Here is an 18,839-nt window from a genome sequence, read left to right on the forward strand (position 1 = left end):
CGGGGGGGTTAGGACCGGGGACTGCTGGTGGGGCGGTCAGGGGTTGGCGGGTCCCCGCCCCTCCTGCCTGTCCTGGTCCGCGCGTCTCAGCCGAGCAGACCGCCGATCGGGTTGCGGCCGCCGCCGGTGCCGCCGCCGTCCGTACCGCCCGTCGAGTCCCCGGTGCCGGCGGAACCGGAGGACGTCGGTCCGGCGCTGGTCGTCGGAGGCTGCTCCTGCGGGGTGGTCTCCTGCGGGGGCGCCTGCTGCTGGGTGGTCCCCTGAGTCTGGCTGGGCTGCCCGGCGCCGGCGGCCTGCCCGGACTCGCGGACCGCGCCCGGCGTGGACTGCTCCGCCGAAGGCGTCGTGGCAGCGCTGGAACTGGACGGCACGGGCCGTCGCTCGTCCGGAGTGCGTGACGCCAGGCGCTTGCCGGTGGACTCGTGGGGAAGCGGGGAGCCGGGAAGCTGGTTCGTCGGGTAGTCGTGCGGGCCCGGTACGGTCACGACCTCGCTGGAGCGGACCGCGCCGCCCAGCAGGGAGCCGACCAGCAGGGTCAGGCCGACAACGACGGTGGCGACGACCGTGCCGCGACGCAGCACACGACCGCGCAGATCCCAGATCGAGGACCGCGGGCCGAGCTTGCGCCACGCCTCTCCGGCGAGACGCCCGTCGACGGAGTAGACGGGTGCGCCCGCGATGATCAGCGGGCTCCAGGCGGCCAGATAGATGATGTCGGGCGCGTCGTAGGCGGCGACGGTGCGCCAGCTGACCGTGACCAGGAGGGCCGCGGAGAGCAGCGCCCCGACCGAGGCGGCGACACGCTGCCAGAGGCCGAACACGGTCAGAACGCCGACGACGACCTGGAGGAAGGCAACGGTGAGCCCGGCGCCGACGGGGTGCGAGAGCGCGAAGTCGCGGAGCGGTTCGGCGAGGGCCCAAGGGTGCAGCGAGGTCAGCCACTTGACCATGGAGCCCCGGTCGCCGCCGTCGAAGAAGACGGGGTCGCAGAGCTTGCCCATGCCCGCGTAGATGGTGATGAAGCCGAGGAAGACGCGCATCGGGAGCAGGACGACCCCGAGGTTCATCCGGCGGCCCGGGTAATAGGCGTGCCGGACGGGGTCGTTGCCGTTGCGCCGCTCCTGGGCGGTCCCGTTGGCGTCCTCGTCGTCGTACCCGTCGTCCGAACCGGTATCGACCGGGTCGTACGCGCCGACCGCCTGCCGCATCGGAGGCAACAGGGGCCCGCCACCGCCCCGTTGGGGCTGGTACGGGGCGATGAGTACGGGGTTGGGCTGGGTCTCTTCGATCCGCGGGATGACCTGCGTGGCGCCCGCCGCGTGCCCGTCGGAGAGCCCTGCGCCGAGCCGTCCTTCGAGTCGGCCCGCAGTGGAGTTCCGTACGGCCTGGAGGAGTCCGCCGGCTCCGGGATCACCCGGCGCGGACCTGCCGCTCCAGACGACGGGCGCCCTCCTGCGACGGCCCGCGGCACCGCTCATGGCGGGAATCCGGGCCGTGTCGGCGGCGCCACCGAGCAGCCGCGCACGCTGGCCCGGGGCGAGCTGCACCCGGAAGCTGGCGTGGTTGACGATGACCTGCGCGGGGTCGCAGTCCACCTTGGTCATGCTCAGGGCGGGATGTTCGTCGAACCGCGGCGTTCTGGTGTCCACACTCATCTAACCGAGTGATGTGTGTTTAGGACACTGCCTTGACACGGCCGAAGTGTCCGAGACCCGTCAACAGTCCGTAGCGGTACGGATGCTCGCGTACGCGAGGCAGGTGGCGTAGTCCGGAAGCCGTCCGGCGGCTGCGGCTTCGGCGAGGGTCGGTGCGCCTGCGTCCTTGTCGGACAGGACGGGGCGTACGTCTTCGGGCCAGGCAATGGCGAGTTCGGGGTCGAGGGGGTGGATGCCGTGCTCGCGACCGGGTGCGTAACCCTCCGAGCAGAGGTACATGACGGTCGTGTCGTCGTCGAGTGCAAGGAACGCGTGACCGAGGCCCTCGGCGAGGTAGAGGGACCGGTGGTTGGCGGCGGAGAGCTCGACGGCTTCCCAATTCCCGTAGGTCGGCGAGCCGGAACGCAGGTCGACGGCGACATCGAGGATCGCCCCGCGCAGGCAGGTCACGTATTTGCCCTGGCCGGGCGGGACATCGGCATAGTGCACGCCGCGCAGGACGCCGCGCCGGGATACGGAGACGTTCGCCTGCGCGAGGCGCAGCGGCCGGCCGACGCCGTCGGTGAAGTCGGCCGCGCGGTAGGCCTCGTGGAAGGAGCCGCGGGAGTCGGGGTGGACGGTGGGGGTGTGGAGCCAGGCTCCGGGGACGGAGAGTTGCCGCATCACGGGCCTCCGGTCGGATCGGGGACGGTGGTCGGAGTGAGGCCCAACGTGGGCCAGGCGGCGGCGAGGGCGTCGCGCCAGTCGCGGAGCGGGGGCAGCCCGGTGGGCGCCCAGCAGGCGTGGTCGAGGGTGGTGCGCGCCGGGCGGGGCGCGGGGCGCGGCATCTCGGCGGTGGTGACGGGGCGTACCCGGCCGGGGTCGGCGCCGAGCCGGGTGAAGACCTCGCGGGCCAGGTCGTACCAGGTGGCCTCGCCCGTATTGGTGGCGTGCAGGACGCCGGGGTGGGGGCGGTCGGTCAGCGCGGCGATACGGGTGGCGAGGTCTCCGGTCCAGGTGGGCTGGCCGTACTGGTCGGCGACGACGTGGACGGTGCGGTCGGGGTCGAGGGCGAGCCGGGCCATGGTGGCGGGGAAGTGGCTGCCATGGGCGCCGTAGAGCCAGGCGGTGCGCAGGACGGTGCCCGCCTCGGGAAGGGTGCCGAGGACGGCGTGCTCCCCGGCGAGCTTGGTGCGCCCGTAGGCGGTACGGGGGCGGGTGGGAGCGGTGACGGGATACGGGTGGTCGGTGTCGCCGTCGAAGACGTAGTCGGTGGAGATGTGGATGAGGCGGGTGGGGTGGACGGGGGCGGCCCAGTAGTCGCGGTGTGCGGCGGCCTCGGCCAGGTGGCGGGGACCTTCGGCGTTGAGCCGGTGGGCCGCCGCTTCGTCGGTCTCCGCCGCGTCGACCGCCGTGTGGGCGGCGCAGTTGACGACGGTGTGCGGGCGGTGTGTGGCGAACGCGTCGCGGACGGCGTCGGCGCGGGTGATGTCGAGGTCCTGGTGGCCGAGCGGGACCGGGTGGTGTCCGGCTTGCAGCAGGGCGGTGGTGACGGCGCGGCCGAGCATGCCGTGCGCGCCGGTGACGAGGACGGTGAGCGGGGGTCGGGTGCGCGGGGGCCGGCGGCTCATGAGGTGAGGGGCTCCCACCAGTCGCGGTTGTCCCGGTACCAGGCCACGGTCCGGGCGAGCGCCGCGGTGAAGTCGTGGCGGGGCAGGTAGCCGAGTTCGTCGCGGGCGCGGGACCAGTCGACGGAGTAGCGCTGGTCGTGCCCCTTGCGGTCCTCGACGTGGCGGACGTGTTCCCAGCCGGAGCCGCAGGCTTCGAGGAGCAGACCGGTGAGTTCCCTGTTGGTGAGCTCGGTGCCGCCGCCGATGTTGTACGTACGCCCGGGGCGTCCCGCGGTGCGGGCGAGTTCGATGCCGCGGCAGTGGTCCTCGACGTGGAGCCAGTCGCGGATCTGTGAGCCGTCGCCGTATAGGGGCACGTCGAGGCCGTCGAGGAGCCGGGTGACGAAGAGCGGGATGACCTTCTCGGGGAACTGGTGGGGTCCGTAGTTGTTGGAGCAGCGGGTGATGCGGACGTCGAGGCCGTGGGTGCGGTGATAGGCCTGGGCGATGAGGTCGGAGGAGGCTTTGGACGCGGAGTAGGGGGAGTTCGGCGAGAGCGGCCGGTCCTCGGTCCAGGAGCCTTCGGCGATGGACCCGTACACCTCGTCCGTCGAGATGTGGACGAAGGTGCGCACGCCGTGGCGTACGGCGGCGTCGAGGAGGGTCTGCGTCCCGAGGGCGTTGGTCACGACGAACGCGGCGCCGCCGTCGATGGAGCGGTCGACGTGTGATTCCGCGGCGAAATGCACGATCTGGTCGTGCCCGGCGGCGAGTCGGCCGACGAGGTCCGCGTCGCAGATGTCGCCGCGGACGAAGGTGAGGCGGGGATCGGGCAGAACGGATGCCAGGTTGGTGAGCGTGCCCGCGTAGGTGAGTTTGTCGAGCACGGTGACGGTGGTGCCGGCCGGGCCGTGCGGTCCCAGGAGCATCCGGACGTAGGCGGATCCGATGAATCCGGCGCCGCCGGTGACGAGGACGCGGGTAGGCGCGTCAACAGGCTTGTCTGTGCGCGAAGTTCGGGTCGTCATGCGTGGATCTGGACCTTGCTGTGGTCGCCGAGTATGAGGCGGTGGGCGGCGGGAACGGTGGGGGCCGGGGTGACGACGGCCTCACGGCCGATGAGGGACGCCTCGACGCGTCGTACGCCGTCGATGCGGGCGCCGCCCAGCACGATCGAGTACTCGATCTCGCTGTCGTTGATGCGGCAGTTCTCGGCGATGGAGGTGTACGGACCGACGTAACAGCCGGTGAGGGTGGAGCCGGCCCCGATGACGGCGGGGCCGACGATGCGGCAGCCCGTGACGACGGCGCCCGGTTCGACGACGACCCGGCCGATCAGTTCGGACGCGGCATCGACGGTGCCGTCGATACGGGGTTCGAACGTCTCCAGGACGGTCCGGTTGACCTCCAGCAGATCGGTGACGTTGCCGGTGTCCTTCCAGTAGCCGGTGATCAGGGTGGAGCGGACGTCGTGACCGGTGTCGATGAGCCGTTGCAGCGCGTCGGTGATCTCCAACTCGCCCCGTGCGGACGGGACGACGGACCGTACGGCTTCGTGGATGACCGAGGTGAACAGATACACACCGACGAGCGCCAGGTCACTGCGCGGCTCGGCCGGCTTCTCCTCCAGGCTCAGGACCCTTCCCTTGTCGTCCAGTTCGGCAACTCCGAAGGCCGACGGGTCGGCCACCCGTGTGAGGAGAATCCGGGCATCGGGCCGGTCGGCGCGGAATCCGTCGACGAGTGCGGTGATGCCGCCGATGATGAAGTTGTCGCCGAGATACATGACGAAGTCGTCGTCGCCGAGGAAGTCCCGGGCGACGAGGACCGCATGGGCGAGACCGAGCGGGGCCGCCTGCTCGATATAGGTGATGCGCAGCCCGAAGCGGTCGCCGTCGCCGACCGCACGACGGATCTCGGCGGCCGTGGCACCGACGACGATGCCGACCTCGGTGATTCCGGCTGCCGCGATGGCTTCCAGACCGTAGAAGAGCACGGGTTTGTTGGCGACCGGCACGAGCTGTTTGGCGGAGGTATGGGTGATGGGGCGCAAGCGCGTCCCGCTGCCTCCCGCCAGTACGAGTGCTTTCACGTGGCGACTCCAGCAAAGAGGTTCACGGAGAATGCAATTCATCCATCCGGGGGACGACCGTAACATGGCTTTCTCTCTAATTTTCCGTTAAGAAAGATCTCATTCATCGCACAGCAACCCATCATTCTCGACTCATCTTCGGGACATAGGAATGACCATTCGCAGGCAGATTTCCGCCTGCTCCCGAGGAGGTACGAACCCGATGTTGCTGCACGATCCACGGGTGCGGGCGGTCGGCCGTCGCGCCCGCCGGGCGCTCCGCGCCGTCAAGGCCCTGGGCGCACCGGGCGCCGTAGAACCGGTGCGCGCCCGGCCCGCACCCCGGGGCGAGCGGCTGGTACCCGACCCGGTGTTCGTCATCTCCTCCGTACGTTCCGGGTCGACGCTGCTGCGGGTTCTGCTGAACAGCCACCCGGCGCTCCGCGCCCCGCACGAGATGCATCTGCGCACCCTGGAGGTCCGCCAGTCCAAGGCGTACACGGAGAAGGCCATGGCCAATCTGGGCCTGGACCAGGAGGAGTTGGAGCATCTGCTGTGGGACCGGGTGCTCCATCGGGAACTGGTGCACAGCGGCAAGGACGTCATCATCGACAAGACACCGGGCAATGCCCTGATCTGGCAGCGCCTGCACCGGGCGTGGCCCGAGGCGCGGTATCTCTTCCTGCTCCGCCACCCCGCATCGATGGTCAGCTCGCTCATCAACGGCCGGCCGGACCGCGATCCCGCGCAGACCGCCACCGAGGTGAAGACCTACGTGGACGCGGTGGAGGAGGCCCGCATATCACTGCCCGGCCTCACCGTCCGGTACGAGGACCTCACCGAGGACCCGGCGGCCGTCACCCGGTCCATCTGTGAATTCATCGGGGTCGAATGGAATCCGGCCATGCTGCATTACGGCAAGCAGGACCACGGCCCCTTTCAGGCTTTCATCGGGGACTGGAGCGACACCATCAAATCCGGCGAAATTCAGCGGGCCAGAAAATTGCCGGAACCGGACGAGGTCCCCGAATGTCTGCGCGCCGTCACCCGTGCCTGGGGGTACAAGTGCTGAGCGCCACCCGTATCCCCTGCGGCGGGGCGACCGTCTGGCTGACCGGTCTGCCCAGCGCAGGGAAGACCACCATCGCCAGGGCCGTGGAGCAGCGACTGCGCGAGCAGGACCGCCGGGTGGAGGTGCTGGACGGTGACGAGATCCGGGAGTTCCTCTCCGCGGGCCTCGGCTTCTCCCGGGAGGACCGGAACACCAACGTCCAGCGGATCGGTCTGGTCGCCGAGGTCCTGGCGCGCAACGGAATCGTCGCCCTCGTGCCGGTCATCGCGCCGTACGCGGACAGCCGGGCGGCCGTACGGAACCGGCATGCCAGGAGCGGCACGCCGTATCTGGAGGTGCATGTCACGACCCCCGTCGAGGTGTGTTCCGAACGTGACGTGAAGGGTCTGTACGCCAAGCAGGCAGCGGGCGAGATCCGTGGCCTCACCGGGGTCGACGACCCCTACGAGGCGCCCGAGTCGCCCGACCTGCGGATCGAGGCGCACCGGCGGAGCGTGGCCGAGTCCGCGGCGGCCGTACACGAACTGCTCGACGGAAGGGGCACGTCATGACCGCGCCGACCGCCCCGGTCCTCCGTGGGCATCTGGACTCCCTGGAGTCGGAGGCGGTGCACATCTTCCGCGAGGTGGCGGGTGAGTTCGAGCGGCCGGTGATCCTGTTCTCCGGCGGCAAGGACTCGATCCTGATGCTGCACCTGGCGCTCAAGGCGTTCGCGCCGGCGCCGGTGCCGTTCACGCTGCTGCACGTCGACACCGGGCACAACTTCCCCGAGGTCCTGGAGTACCGGGACCGCACCGTCGAGAAGCACGGGCTGCGGCTGCACGTCGCCTCCGTGCAGGAGTACATCGACGCCGGGAAGCTCCGCGAGCGCCCCGACGGCACCCGCAACCCACTCCAGACCGTGCCGCTGACCGAGGCCATCCAGCAGCTCCGCTTCGACGCCGTGTTCGGCGGCGGACGCCGCGACGAGGAGAAGGCGCGCGCCAAGGAGCGGGTCTTCTCGCTGCGCGACGAGTTCTCGCAGTGGGACCCGCGCCGTCAGCGCCCCGAGCTGTGGCAGCTCTACAACGGCCGCCACGCGCCCGGTGAGCACGTCCGGGTCTTCCCGATCTCCAACTGGACCGAGCTCGACGTCTGGCAGTACATCGAGCGCGAGGGCATCGAGCTCCCCGAGATCTACTTCGCCCACGAACGCGAGGTCTTCAACCGCTCCGGCATGTGGCTCACCGCGGGCGACTGGGGCGGCCCCAAGGACCACGAAACCGTCGAGACCCGGCTCGTGCGCTACCGCACCGTCGGCGACATGTCCTGCACCGGCGCCGTCGACTCCGACGCCACCACCCTGGACGCCGTCATCACCGAGATCGCCGCCTCCCGTCTCACCGAGCGGGGCGCGACCCGCGCCGACGACAAGATGTCCGAGGCCGCGATGGAAGACCGCAAGCGCGAAGGGTACTTCTGACATGACCAGCACCGCGGACACCCTCCGCTTCGCCACCGCGGGCTCCGTCGACGACGGCAAGTCCACGCTCGTCGGCCGCCTTCTCCACGACTCCAAGTCCGTACTCACCGACCAGCTCGAAGCCGTCGCGCGCGCATCGCGGGACCGTGGCCAGGAGGCGCCCGACCTGGCACTGCTGACCGACGGACTGCGGGCCGAGCGCGAGCAGGGCATCACCATCGACGTCGCCTACCGCTACTTCGCGACACCCCGCCGTCGCTTCATCCTCGCCGACACACCCGGCCATGTGCAGTACACCCGCAACATGGTCACCGGCGCCTCGACCGCCGACCTCGCCGTCGTCCTGGTCGACGCCCGCCACGGCGTCGTCGAACAGACCCGCAGGCACGCCGCCGTCGCCGCCCTGCTGCGCGTCCCGCACATCGTGCTGGCCGTCAACAAAATGGACCTGGTGGACTGGTCGGAGAAGGAATTCAGCCGCATCACCGACGACTTCGCGCACCACGCCCACGACCTCGGCGCGGCCCTTCCCCGCTTCACGGCGATCCCCCTGTCCGCGCTCGACGGCGACAACGTGGTGCTCCCCTCGCCCCGCATGGACTGGTACGAGGGACCGACACTCCTGGACCATCTGGAGACCGTCCCGACCGGCGACGACCTGACGGACCGGCCGGCGCGCTTCCCCGTCCAGTACGTCATCCGTCACGGCGAGGAGCGCCACTACGCGGGCCGGCTGGAGTCCGGCACGCTGCGCGTCGGCGATCCGGTCGTCGTCCTGCCCACCGGCCGTACGTCCACGGTCGCCGCCCTCGACCGGCTCGGCGAACCCGTCACCGAGGCATACGCCTCCGACTCCCTCACCCTCCGCACGACCGAGCAACTCGACATCGCGCGCGGCGACCTGCTCGCCCACGTGGCCACCGCACCGCCCCTCACCCGGGACGTCACAGCGGACGCCTGCCATCTGCACGACCGGCCCCTGCGCATCGGCGACCGGGTCCTGCTCAAGCACACCACCCGTACGGTCAAGGCCATCGTCACGGACCTCCCGGGCGCGCCCGACGGGCTCACCGCCAACGACCTCGGCCGGCTCCACCTGCGTACCGCCGAGCCCCTGGCCCTCGACCCGTACGCCGTCTCCCGCCGCACCGGGTCGTTCCTGCTGATCGACCCGGCCGACGGTGCCACGCTCACCGCGGGCATGGCCCGGTGATCGTGTGCCGGCTCTCTCCCTGACCTCGGTCACCCACGCCTACGCGCCCGGCACTGCGCCCGTACTCGACTCGGTCGACCTGACCATCGAGGACGGGGAGTTCATGTGCGTGCTCGGCGCGTCCGGCTCCGGGAAGTCCACCCTCCTGAATCTGCTGGCCGGACTGGACCGGCCCGTCTCCGGGACCGTGTCCCTGCCCGACCCCCGGCCCGCCCTGATGTTCCAGGAACACGCCTTGTTCCCCTGGCTGACCGCAGGCGCCAACGTCGTGCTCGCGCTCAGGCTGCGCGGCGTACCGAAGCCCTTGTGGCGGGCCGAGGCGGAGCGGCTGCTCACGCTGGTACGGCTCCCCGACGCGTACGCACTGCCCGTGCATGCGCTCTCCGGCGGGATGCGGCAACGCGTGGCCCTGGCCCGTTCGCTCGCGCAGGGCGGCAGCGTCCTCCTGATGGACGAGCCGTTCGCCGCGCTCGACGCGATCACCAGGGACGTGCTGCACGACGTGCTCACCGAGGTGTGGCTCGAGCACCGGCTCACCGTCGTGTTCGTCACCCACAACGTCTCGGAGGCCGTCCGGCTCGGCACCCGGATCATCCTGCTGGCGTCCCGCCCCGGCCGCATCGCGCACGAGTGGCGCGGCAATACCCCCGGGGCCGACACCGCCACGATCACGGGCCTCCTGCGGAAGGAGATCGGCCGCCATGCCCGTAGCAACCCCTGACCCGGGCGCAACCGCGGTCTCGGACGGCCTCGACACCCTGGAGACCCCGCCCGCAGCCCTCTCCTCCGCCTCCCTCCCGCCCCGCCGCAGGCCCGCGGCGGTGGCCCCGGTCCTCGCCCTCCTCGGCGTCCTCCTGTTCTGGCAGGCCGCGTACGCCCTCCACCTCTCCGCCGCGCTCCCCTCCCCCACCGCGGTCGCCGCGTCCCTCGCCGCCGCCTGGCGCGACGGCACGCTGCTGCCCGCACTCGGGCACAGCCTGCTGCGCACAGCGGCCGGCTTCACCGCGTCCGTCCTCCTCGGCACCCTGACGGGCCTGCTGATCCACCGCGTCCGCGCGGCCCGCAGCGCCCTGTCCCCCGTCCTGTCCGCCCTCCAGTCGCTTCCCGCCGCCGGGCTCGTGCCGCTCGCCGTGATCGTCCTCGGCGAGTCCGAACAGGCCGTGTACGCGGTCGTCCTGCTCGGGGCCGTCCCGTCCGTGGCACTCGGCCTGGCCGGGGCTCTCGGTCAGATCCCGCCCCTGCTGCTGCGGGCCGGGCGCTCACTCGGGGCCACCGGCCGGGATTACGCGCGACACATCCTGCTGCCCGCCGCACTCCCCGGACTCGTGGCCGCCCTGCGGCACGGCTGGACCTTCGGCTGGCGGGCGCTCATGACCGCCGAACTGATCACCGCCACACCCCTTCCAGGCGTGGGTCAACTCCTCAACTCCGGCAAGCAGCAAGCCGATCCCGCTCTCGTCCTGGCCGCGGTGGTCCTGATCCTCGCGGTCGGGATCGCCGTCGAATCAGCGGTCTTCGCACCGGCCGAACGCCGGGTGCTCCGCATCCGCGGCCTGCTCCCCGAAAGGCACCAGCGACTCCCATGAGCACCCCCCGCCCCACTGTTCCCAAGGTCAGCGTGGTCGTCCCGGTCTACAACCCGGGCCCGCACATCGACGATCTGATCGCCTCCCTGCTGCGTCAGACCATGTCGCCCGACGACTTCGAGGTGATATTCGTCGACGACGGTTCGACCGACGGCACAGGAGCCCGGCTCGACGAACTCGCCGCCACCCACCCGCACATGGCCGTCCGGCACATCCCCAACTCCGGCTGGCCGTCCCGGCCCCGCAACCTCGGGATCGACCAGGCACGCGGCACCTACATCCAGTTCGTCGACAACGACGACTGGCTCGGTGACGAGGCACTGCAGCGGCTGTACGCGTACGCCGTCGTCAACGACGCGGACGTGATCGTGGGCAGGATGTCGGGCAGGAGACGCAACGTACCGCGCGAACTCTTCCGCACGAACCATCCGGCCGCCACGCTCGCGAACGCCCCGCTCATCGACAGTCTCACCCCGCACAAGATGTTCCGCCGCGACTTCCTCCTGGAACACACGCTGCGCTTCCCCGAGGGCGACCGGCGCCTGGAGGACCATGTCTTCGTCACCGCGGCCTACTTCGCGGCCCGGCGGATCTCGGTACTCTCCGACTACGTCTGCTACTACCACGTGGCCCGCCCCGACGCCTCGAACGCGGGCTTCCGCCGCTTCGACCCGGCCGGATACTTCGGCAACCTCCGCGAGGCCCTCGACATCGTCGACCAGCACACGGAGCCGGGCACGCTGCGGGACAAGCTGCACCGGCGGTGGCTGCGCGTGGAAATCATCGACCGGCTGAGCGGGCGCCGGTTCCTGGACGCGCCCGAGGAGTGGCGGGCCGACTTCTTCCGCGAGGCGCGGACGCTGGTCACCGAACGGTTCGCGCCGTCGGTCGCGGCCGGGCTGCCTGCCAGCCGCCGGGTGGCCGCGGAACTACTCGTGCGCAACGACATCGGGTCGGTCCAGGAGCTGGCCCGCTGGGAGTCCGGGATACGGGCTCAGGCGTCGGCCCGGGTCTCCCCGTCGCTGGAGATCACGGCAACGGGCGAGCTGCGCTCCGGCAGGACCGCGCCGCCCTTCACCCGCACCTCACGCGGCACCGACACACTCGCCGTCCCCGTGCCGGACATCGCCCCGGAGATCCTCGATGTGACGCAGCGGCTCCGCTCCGCCCGGATGGACATCCTGGCGCGCCGGAGCGGTGGCGGCGGCGAGGAGTTCTTTCTCCCCGCGACCACGTCCTTCGCACGGCTGCCCGTGGAGGGCGGCGAGGAGAGCGGCTTCGGTGTGCTCCACACCACGGTGGCACGGCTGGCGCCCGACACCCTCAACTCCGGCCGGAACGCGGGAACCTGGGACCTGAAGGTACGGATCACCAGTTGTGGCTGGCAGCGGGACGCGGACCTGGCGATCTCACTGACCATCGCCACGGACGGTGCCCCACCGGTCGTCACCGACCGCCGGCACCGCAGTCGGCTGACCCGCGCCAAACGTTCGGCGCGACGCCGGGCCCGCCAGGCGCTGGCCCGCCTGCGCAGGCTCCTCTGAGCACGGCCCTGCCGCGCTCACCACTCCGGGCCTGTCCGGTGGAACCTCACCGGGCAGGCCCGTTGCCCGTACCGGGTGGTCACGCCCGGCGGCGCGCCACCTCGTACAGCACGATGCCCGCGGCCACACCGGCGTTCAGCGACTCGGCGCCGCCCGGCATCGAGATCCGCACACGGTAGTCACAGGTCTCGCCGACGAGCCGGCCCAGGCCCTTGCCCTCGCTGCCGATCACGATGACGACCGGACCCGCCAGGGCCTCCAGGTCCTCGACCGTGTGCTCGCCGTCGGCCGCCAGGCCCACGACCGTGATGCCGGCCTTCTGGTAGCCCTCCAGGGCCCGCGTCAGGTTGGTGACACGGGAGACCGGCGTACGGGCCGCCGTACCCGCCGAGGACTTCCAGGCACCGGCCGTCATCCCGGCCGCGCGGCGCTCCGGCACGACCACGCCGTGGCCGCCGAACGCGGACACGGAGCGGACGATCGCACCGAGGTTGCGCGGGTCGGTGACCCCGTCGAGGGCGACGATCAGCGGGTCCTCGCCGTTGTCGTACGCGGCGGCGGTGAGGTCCTCCGGGTGCGCGTACTCGTACGGCGGGACCTGGAGGACGAGGCCCTGGTGGTTCAGGCCGTTCGTCATCCGGTCGAGCTCGGGGCGCGGGGCCTCCATCAGGTTGATGTTGCCGCGCGCACCCGCGAGCTGGAGCGCCTCGCGCACCCGCTCGTCGTTGTCGATGTACTGCTGGACGTAGAGCGTGGTCGCGGGGACACCGTCGCGCAGCGCCTCGAACACCGGGTTGCGGCCGACGACCATCTCGGACGTGCCCTTGGCGCCGCCGCGGCGGGGAGCCGGACGGCGGACCGCGGCCTGCTTGGCCTTGGCGGTCGCGATGCGGTTCTTCTTGTGCTTCTTACGGGCCTCGGCCGGCGGCGTCGGTCCCTTGCCTTCGAGACCACGGCGTCGCTGGCCACCGCTGCCGACCTGCATGCCCTTCTTGTTGGACGTGCGGCGGTTCTTGCGCTGGCTGTTCCCGGCCATGACCTACCTGTTTCGTTGCTTCAGAAATATGTCTACAAGTGAAAGTGTGCCGCCCGGAACGCCAGGCGGCACATTTGCGCCGGTCAGGCCGGTGCCGAAAGGTCTTTCTAGCGCGGTCCCAGGGTCCATCGGGGACCGCTGGGGCTGTCCTCGATGACGAGACCGGACTGGTTGAGCTGGTCGCGAATCGCGTCGGCGGCGGCCCAGTCCTTACGGGCGCGTGCCGACTGGCGCTGATCAAGAACGAGTCGTACGAGGGTGTCGACGACGCCGTGAAGGTCCTCGCCGCGGTCGCTCTCGCCCGCCCAGTGCGGGTCGAGCGGGTCGAGGCCGAGGACCGTCAGCATGGCGCGTACCTCTGCGAGGCGGGCGACAGCGGCTTCCTTGTCGTCGGCGGCGAGGGCGGAGTTGCCCTGGCGGACCGTGGTGTGGACGATCGCGAGCGCCTGCGGGACGCCCAGGTCGTCGTCCATCGCCTCGGCGAACGCGGGCGGCACCTCGGCGGCGGGCTCGACCGTCTCCCCCGCCTTCTCGGTGACGCGCTGCACGAAGCCCTCGATCCGCGCGAACGCGGACTCCGCCTCGCGCAGTGCCTCCTCGCTGTACTCGATCATCGACCGGTAGTGCGGGGTGCCGAGGTAGTACCGCAGCACGATGGGGCGCCACGCCTTGACCATCTCGCTGACCAGCACGGAGTTGCCGAGCGACTTCGACATCTTCTCGCCGGCCATGGTGACCCAGCCGTTGTGCACCCAGTACTTCGCGAACTCGTCGCCGTACGCCTTGGCCTGGGCGATCTCGTTCTCGTGGTGCGGGAAGATCAGGTCGATGCCGCCGCCGTGGATGTCGAAGGCGGTGCCGAGGTACTTGTGCGCCATGGCCGAGCACTCCAGGTGCCAGCCGGGCCTGCCGCGGCCCCACGGGGTCTCCCAGCTGGGCTCGCCGGGCTTGGCGGACTTCCACATGGCGAAGTCGCGCTGGTCCCGCTTGCCGGTCTCGCCGTCGCCCGACGGCTGGCGCAGATCGTCCAGCTCCTGGTTGGAGAGCTCCAGATAGCCGGGGAACGAACGCACGTCGAAGTAGACGTTGCCGTCGGACTCGTAGGCGTGACCGCGCTCGATGAGACCGCGCATCATCTCGACCATCTCGGTGATGTGGCCGGTGGCGCGCGGTTCGTACGTGGGCGGGAGGCAGCCGAGCGCGTCGTAGCCGTCGTTGAACGCGCGCTCGTTCTCGTACCCGATCGACCACCAGGGGCGGCCCTGTTCGGCCGACTTGCTGATGATCTTGTCGTCGATGTCGGTGACGTTCCGGATGAACGTGACGTCGTAGCCGCGGTACTCGAACCAGCGGCGCATGATGTCGAAGTTCAGGCCCGACCGGATGTGCCCGATATGGGGGGCGGCCTGGACAGTCGCGCCACAGAGGTAGATCGAGACACAGCCCGCTGTGAGCGGAACGAAATCACGGATCTTCCGGGCGCTGGTGTCATGCAGGCGAATAGTCACGCCTCAAGGGTAGTGGGCGCGCACCAGTGCCCGGGTCCTTGGCGGGGGTTCCGTCTTCAAGCGCCGGACGGGCTGTTCTGGCGCCCCGGTCCTTGGGCCCGGTTTTTGTCCTCAAGCGCCGGACGGGCTGAGTTGTGGTGCCCCGGTCCGGGCTTGCCCGTCCGGGGTGGTCCGGTGCCCCTCCGGAGTGTCTCCTCGGGCAACGAACGTTCGGCGGGTACGGATGGGAACCCGGGTATCCGTTCGTCACCCTGCGGGGACCCTCCTGCACGGCCCCGGACCGGCCGGTGGTTCAGTGCGGGCCGTGCCGCCTGGGGTATCCGGGGGGGCCGCCGGGTACGTGTCCGCGTCCCGTGCCACCGGGTCGCAGTGACCGCGATACGTGGGTGGGGCCGTGCAGGAGGGTCTCCGTAGGGGCGGGCGTAGGAGCCGGGCTCGCTTACGGACCCGGGTGCCGCGCCCGTCCCGAGGAGACACTCCGGAGGGGCCCCACCCAACCCACCACCGGCCAGGTGACGACCCGGGCAACCCCACCCGACCACCCACCGGTCAGGCGGAGGGCGGTGCGACGCGGTACACCAGCGCCGTCGCAATGCCCGCGATCCCCTCGCCGCGGCCGGTGAAGCCGAGGCCGTCGGAGGTGGCGGCGGAGAGGGAGACCGGGGCGCCGACCGCGGCGGCCAGGACCTTCTGGGCCTCCTCGCGGCGCTTGCCGATCTTCGGCCGTACGCCGACGACCTGCACGGCCACGTTGCCGATCTCGTACCCCGAGGACCGCACGATCCGCGCCGCCTCGGTGAGCAGCGTGACGCCCGAGGCGCCCGACCATTCGGGGCGCCCCGTACCGAAGTGCCGGCCGAGGTCGCCCAGGCCGGCGGCCGAGAACAGTGCGTTGCAGGCGGCGTGCGCGACCACGTCCGCGTCGGAGTGGCCGGCCAGGCCCGGGCCCTCGCCCTCCCACAGCAGCCCCGCGCACCACAGCTCGCGTCCCTCTTCGAACGCGTGGATGTCGGTCCCGATCCCGACCAGGGGGATCACGGGAGCCGGCTGCCGGTCAGAATGCATCGTTCGCCCTCCGGCGTGCGAGAACCGCTTCGGCCAGCAGCAGGTCGAGCGGCCTGGTCACCTTGAATGCCTCTTCGTGCCCCGGCACGACGACGACCGGCGCTCCGAGCTGCTCCACCATGCCCGCGTCGTCGGTGGCTCCCTCGCCGTCGACAGCGACGGTCGTGTGGGCGCGGACGAGCGTGTCGCGGTCGAAGCCCTGGGGTGTCTGCACGGCGCGCAGCCTGGCGCGTACGGGAGTGGCGAGCACCGGCTCCGGTTCGCCCCGGGGCCCCGGCTCGACTTCCTTGACGGTGTCGGCGAGCGGCAGGGCGGGTACGACGGCGGGCGCCCCGTCGCGTACGGCCTCGACCACCGCGTCCACGGTGTCGACCGGCACGAGCGGGCGGGCCGCGTCGTGGACGAGGACGACGGAGATGTCGGCGGGCAGCGCGTCGAGGCCGAGCTTCACCGATTCCTGGCGGGTTTCGCCGCCGGGCACGACCAGATAGTCGGTGCGCTCGGGCAGGGCGTGTTCGTCGAGGAGGTTCTTCACCTCGGGCGCGCCGTCCGGCGGAGCGACCACGACGACCAGGCTGACGGCGCGGGACGCCGCCATGGCCCGGACCGCGTGGATCAGCATCGGGGTCCCGCTGAGAGCGCGGAGCGCCTTGGGCGCGCCCGGCCCGAGACGTACGCCCCGGCCGGCTGCGGGGATCACCGCAGCGGTGCGGGGAGGGCGCGATTCGTCAGGCGTCGGTGACATCAGTGACATCGGTTGCACTCCGAAGCTTCGGCAGGTTTGTTTCCACGGCCGACATGGGTATGGCCTGGGGGTACCCCCGGCCGTAGGTTGGGGGAGAGCCGGGCGGGACGCTTGACTTGACCGGGACCCTTCCGTGACACCTGGTCGAACAAGCCTCACCGGCCGCTCAATGCGCGCGCATGGCTGAATTGAGCTGGTGAAGAACGGCTGATTAAGGGCACCGCATTGGGAGCCGGACATGCCGCAGCGCCCGGCGACACAGCGTAAATACGGCTGGTCAGCGGGCACCGCGGCATATTCATACGACCGGTGCGATCCGGTTCAGGACGCGAGGACCTCGTCGAGCAGAGCCTCGGCCTTGTCCTCGTTCGTGTTCTCCGCGAGAGCGAGCTCACTCACCAGAATCTGGCGGGCCTTGGCGAGCATGCGCTTTTCACCTGCGGAGAGACCGCGCTCGCGCTCACGACGCCACAGGTCACGAACCACTTCCGCGACCTTGATGACATCGCCGGAGGCGAGCTTCTCGAGATTTGCCTTGTAACGCCGGGACCAGTTCGTCGGCTCTTCGGCGTACGGTGCGCGCAGCACCTCGAAGACCCGGTCCAGTCCCTCTTGCCCGACCACGTCGCGCACTCCGACGAACTCCGCGTTGTCCGCCGGGACACGAACCGTCAAGTCACCCTGGGCGACCTTGAGCACCAAGTAGGTCTTGTCCACGCCTTTGATCTGGCGAGTCTCAATTGCCTCGATCAGCGCGGCCCCGTGATGGGGATAGACCACGGTGTCGCCAACCTTGAACGTCATGTGACAGGTACCCCTTCCGTGGCTATCCAGAGTAACACGAGAACAGCTTCTCCTGAATGGCGTTTTCGCAGGTCAGGGCATATCTCGGGGCTTGACAACAGCGACAGGAACGTGCTGCGGAAGGCTTCCGGAACGCGGTATTCGCAGGTCGGAGCGGCTGTGCGGTCGAGGTGAAACGCGGGCGTTACACCCGCCGGAACCTGTTCCGAAGGTGCCGAACGTCCCGGTTTGCCGGATTCCAGATGATGAACTTTCCGTAGTCCGTTCGGAGATCGATCACCCGTACGGACGTAAGTGGTCGATGGTCAATGAAATTGATCAACGGCCGCCACGCCTTCGGCACGCGTGAGGATTATGTGCGCGGAATGCGCCACGCCTCGGAAATTGATCACCGGGGTTATGCGAACGGAGGGTGAATCGGCGCGAGCACGGGCACGCCGGTCATGCCCGGGTGCCGTAGGAGGCGGGTCGGGTGCGGGGCGGGGAGCGCGGCTCGGTAACCTGAGCGTGCTGACACACACTTAGGGCGGCTTTACGCCGCTCGCCCTTCGCGTCCGCAGAGTCCGAAGTCCGCAGTCCGAACGTTCAAGGAGTTGCCGCCGCCGTGAGCCGCAGCCTTCGACACGGCGCCCTCGCCGCCACTGCCATCGTGTTCTCGATCGCTTCGATGTCCGCGTGCAGCGCGGGCAACGACGCACAGACGCTCCAGGTCAGGCCGGACAACGCAGCCACTGCCGTCGACAACATCAAGATCCAGAACGCGAACGTCATCACTCAGCCCGAGCACGGTGCCGAGGGTCCGGCAGTCGTCTCCGCCATGGTGTTCAACAACGGCACCAAGCGTGAGGTCCTGGAGGCCATCACGCTGCCGGGCAGCGACACCCCGGTGAAGCTGCACGCCGCCAAGGGCAAGGGCCCGGTCGTCGTACCGGCCGGCGGCTCGGTCCTGCTCGGCGGAAAGGGCAACGCGGCCGCCGTGATCGAGAACGGCCACGAGGCCGCTCGCAACGGTGACGTCCAGACGGTCGTTTTCAAGTTCAGCGAGACCGGCGACGTCGAGCTGGGTGCCACCGTCGTCCCGTCGACGACCTTCTTCAAGGGCTTCGGCCCGAGCTCGCTGCCCGTGGCGCCGAAGCCGACGCCCGCCCAGACTCCTTCGGGGGCCGCCTCCGAGACGCCGGGCGCTCCGTCCGGTACGCCGACGGAACCGGTGACCGGCTCGACGAGCCCGGACACCGGGGCGTCCGCATCGGAGACCGCAGCGACGGGGCACTGACCCCACGTACGTACATGTGAAAGGGGCGCCTCCCGGCCAGGAGGCGCCCCTTTTCGCATGCGGCTCGTTCACCTGTCGGTTTACGGCTCGAACTTGTAGCCCAGACCGCGCGGACCGTCACCAGGTAGCGCGGCGCCCCCGGGTCCGGCTCGAGCACCATCCCGCGTGCGCACCTCGCACCGCTTCGCGGGCATCGGAGCACTGTGCCGGACC

Annotated in this window: 18 protein-coding genes; 8 read left to right on the forward strand and 10 right to left on the reverse strand. The window is 70.5% G+C overall.

Annotated elements, in window-relative coordinates:
• Positions 1–86: 86 nt before the first annotated feature.
• Genes ACFT7S_RS29960 through ACFT7S_RS29980 form a run of 5 tightly spaced genes read right to left on the reverse strand, consistent with a single transcriptional unit; the run spans position 87 to position 5,336 of the window.
• On the reverse strand, positions 87–1,655 hold the full coding sequence (locus ACFT7S_RS29960; protein WP_382737229.1) for a DoxX family protein: 1,569 nt from the start codon (positions 1,653–1,655) through the stop codon (positions 87–89).
• A gap of 60 nt (positions 1,656–1,715) precedes the next feature.
• Positions 1,716–2,318: a dTDP-4-dehydrorhamnose 3,5-epimerase gene (rfbC, locus tag ACFT7S_RS29965; RefSeq protein WP_382737231.1), complete on the reverse strand. Its 603-nt coding sequence runs from the start codon at positions 2,316–2,318 to the stop codon at positions 1,716–1,718.
• Entirely contained in the window at positions 2,318–3,265 is a 948-nt protein-coding gene (gene rfbD / locus ACFT7S_RS29970) for a dTDP-4-dehydrorhamnose reductase (protein ID WP_382737233.1), read from the reverse strand. Before rfbD ends, rfbC begins: the two co-directional genes overlap by 1 nt.
• Positions 3,262–4,272 (reverse strand): dTDP-glucose 4,6-dehydratase, encoded by a 1,011-nt coding sequence (gene rfbB / locus ACFT7S_RS29975; RefSeq protein WP_382737235.1) that lies wholly within the window; start codon positions 4,270–4,272, stop codon positions 3,262–3,264. Before rfbB ends, rfbD begins: the two co-directional genes overlap by 4 nt.
• The gene (locus tag ACFT7S_RS29980; RefSeq protein ID WP_382737237.1) at positions 4,269–5,336 is read right to left on the reverse strand and encodes a glucose-1-phosphate thymidylyltransferase; all 1,068 of its coding nucleotides are present in this window, start codon (positions 5,334–5,336) and stop codon (positions 4,269–4,271) included. Before ACFT7S_RS29980 ends, rfbB begins: the two co-directional genes overlap by 4 nt.
• Positions 5,337–5,538: 202 nt before the next feature.
• On the opposite strand from ACFT7S_RS29980, the gene ACFT7S_RS29985 reads away from it, so the two are divergent.
• The 7 genes from ACFT7S_RS29985 to ACFT7S_RS30015 are packed head-to-tail and all read left to right on the forward strand — an operon-like array spanning position 5,539 to position 12,192.
• On the forward strand, positions 5,539–6,387 hold the full coding sequence (locus tag ACFT7S_RS29985) for a sulfotransferase family protein (RefSeq protein ID WP_382737239.1): 849 nt from the start codon (positions 5,539–5,541) through the stop codon (positions 6,385–6,387).
• A complete protein-coding gene (cysC, locus tag ACFT7S_RS29990) occupies positions 6,381–6,938 on the forward strand; it encodes an adenylyl-sulfate kinase (protein ID WP_382737241.1) in 558 nt (185 codons plus the stop codon). Before ACFT7S_RS29985 ends, cysC begins: the two co-directional genes overlap by 7 nt.
• Positions 6,935–7,849 (forward strand): sulfate adenylyltransferase subunit CysD, encoded by a 915-nt coding sequence (gene cysD, locus ACFT7S_RS29995; RefSeq protein ID WP_382737243.1) that lies wholly within the window; start codon positions 6,935–6,937, stop codon positions 7,847–7,849. The genes cysC and cysD overlap by 4 nt, the downstream gene beginning before the upstream one ends.
• A 1-nt stretch (position 7,850) precedes the next feature.
• The gene (locus tag ACFT7S_RS30000) at positions 7,851–9,062 is read left to right on the forward strand and encodes a sulfate adenylyltransferase subunit 1 (RefSeq protein WP_382737245.1); all 1,212 of its coding nucleotides are present in this window, start codon (positions 7,851–7,853) and stop codon (positions 9,060–9,062) included.
• 4 nt (positions 9,063–9,066) lie between these two features.
• A complete protein-coding gene (locus ACFT7S_RS30005) occupies positions 9,067–9,783 on the forward strand; it encodes an ABC transporter ATP-binding protein (protein WP_382737247.1) in 717 nt (238 codons plus the stop codon).
• Positions 9,764–10,648: an ABC transporter permease gene (locus tag ACFT7S_RS30010; RefSeq protein ID WP_382737249.1), complete on the forward strand. Its 885-nt coding sequence runs from the start codon at positions 9,764–9,766 to the stop codon at positions 10,646–10,648. Before ACFT7S_RS30005 ends, ACFT7S_RS30010 begins: the two co-directional genes overlap by 20 nt.
• The gene (locus tag ACFT7S_RS30015) at positions 10,645–12,192 is read left to right on the forward strand and encodes a glycosyltransferase family 2 protein (protein ID WP_382737251.1); all 1,548 of its coding nucleotides are present in this window, start codon (positions 10,645–10,647) and stop codon (positions 12,190–12,192) included. Before ACFT7S_RS30010 ends, ACFT7S_RS30015 begins: the two co-directional genes overlap by 4 nt.
• 79 nt (positions 12,193–12,271) lie before the next feature.
• On the opposite strand, the gene rlmB is transcribed toward ACFT7S_RS30015, so the two are convergent.
• The 5 genes from rlmB to ACFT7S_RS30040 all read right to left on the reverse strand — a co-directional run bounded on the left by rlmB (position 12,272) and on the right by ACFT7S_RS30040 (position 17,350).
• Entirely contained in the window at positions 12,272–13,228 is a 957-nt protein-coding gene (rlmB, locus tag ACFT7S_RS30020; protein WP_382737253.1) for a 23S rRNA (guanosine(2251)-2'-O)-methyltransferase RlmB, read from the reverse strand.
• 107 nt (positions 13,229–13,335) lie between these two features.
• Entirely contained in the window at positions 13,336–14,736 is a 1,401-nt protein-coding gene (cysS, locus tag ACFT7S_RS30025) for a cysteine--tRNA ligase (RefSeq protein ID WP_382737255.1), read from the reverse strand.
• 549 nt (positions 14,737–15,285) lie between these two features.
• Positions 15,286–15,801: a 2-C-methyl-D-erythritol 2,4-cyclodiphosphate synthase gene (gene ispF / locus ACFT7S_RS30030; protein ID WP_382737257.1), complete on the reverse strand. Its 516-nt coding sequence runs from the start codon at positions 15,799–15,801 to the stop codon at positions 15,286–15,288.
• Positions 15,791–16,555: a 2-C-methyl-D-erythritol 4-phosphate cytidylyltransferase gene (gene ispD / locus ACFT7S_RS30035; protein WP_382737259.1), complete on the reverse strand. Its 765-nt coding sequence runs from the start codon at positions 16,553–16,555 to the stop codon at positions 15,791–15,793. The genes ispF and ispD overlap by 11 nt, the downstream gene beginning before the upstream one ends.
• Positions 16,556–16,867: 312 nt before the next feature.
• Positions 16,868–17,350, reverse strand: coding sequence for a CarD family transcriptional regulator (locus ACFT7S_RS30040; protein WP_006380568.1), 483 nt, complete (start codon positions 17,348–17,350; stop codon positions 16,868–16,870).
• Between the two features lie 604 nt (positions 17,351–17,954).
• On the opposite strand from ACFT7S_RS30040, the gene ACFT7S_RS30045 reads away from it, so the two are divergent.
• Complete coding sequence (locus ACFT7S_RS30045; RefSeq protein ID WP_382737261.1) at positions 17,955–18,626, forward strand: DUF461 domain-containing protein; 672 nt, start codon at positions 17,955–17,957, stop codon at positions 18,624–18,626.
• The last annotated feature ends 213 nt before the right edge of the window (positions 18,627–18,839 follow it).

Source organism: Streptomyces sp. NPDC057136 (assembly GCF_042670885.1).
Taxonomy (GTDB): Bacteria; Actinomycetota; Actinomycetes; order Streptomycetales; family Streptomycetaceae; genus Streptomyces.

Coding starts and splice junctions, on each gene's coding strand:
- ACFT7S_RS29960 (WP_382737229.1), bottom strand. CDS start 1,655: ATGAGTGTGGACACCAGAACGCCGCGGTTCGACGAACATCCCGCCCTG.
- rfbC (WP_382737231.1), bottom strand. CDS start 2,318: ATGCGGCAACTCTCCGTCCCCGGAGCCTGGCTCCACACCCCCACCGTC.
- rfbD (WP_382737233.1), bottom strand. CDS start 3,265: ATGAGCCGCCGGCCCCCGCGCACCCGACCCCCGCTCACCGTCCTCGTC.
- rfbB (WP_382737235.1), bottom strand. CDS start 4,272: ATGACGACCCGAACTTCGCGCACAGACAAGCCTGTTGACGCGCCTACC.
- ACFT7S_RS29985 (WP_382737239.1), top strand. CDS start 5,539: ATGTTGCTGCACGATCCACGGGTGCGGGCGGTCGGCCGTCGCGCCCGC.
- cysD (WP_382737243.1), top strand. CDS start 6,935: ATGACCGCGCCGACCGCCCCGGTCCTCCGTGGGCATCTGGACTCCCTG.
- ACFT7S_RS30000 (WP_382737245.1), top strand. CDS start 7,851: ATGACCAGCACCGCGGACACCCTCCGCTTCGCCACCGCGGGCTCCGTC.
- ACFT7S_RS30010 (WP_382737249.1), top strand. CDS start 9,764: ATGCCCGTAGCAACCCCTGACCCGGGCGCAACCGCGGTCTCGGACGGC.
- ACFT7S_RS30015 (WP_382737251.1), top strand. CDS start 10,645: ATGAGCACCCCCCGCCCCACTGTTCCCAAGGTCAGCGTGGTCGTCCCG.
- rlmB (WP_382737253.1), bottom strand. CDS start 13,228: ATGGCCGGGAACAGCCAGCGCAAGAACCGCCGCACGTCCAACAAGAAG.
- ispF (WP_382737257.1), bottom strand. CDS start 15,801: ATGCATTCTGACCGGCAGCCGGCTCCCGTGATCCCCCTGGTCGGGATC.
- ispD (WP_382737259.1), bottom strand. CDS start 16,555: ATGTCACTGATGTCACCGACGCCTGACGAATCGCGCCCTCCCCGCACC.
- ACFT7S_RS30040 (WP_006380568.1), bottom strand. CDS start 17,350: ATGACGTTCAAGGTTGGCGACACCGTGGTCTATCCCCATCACGGGGCC.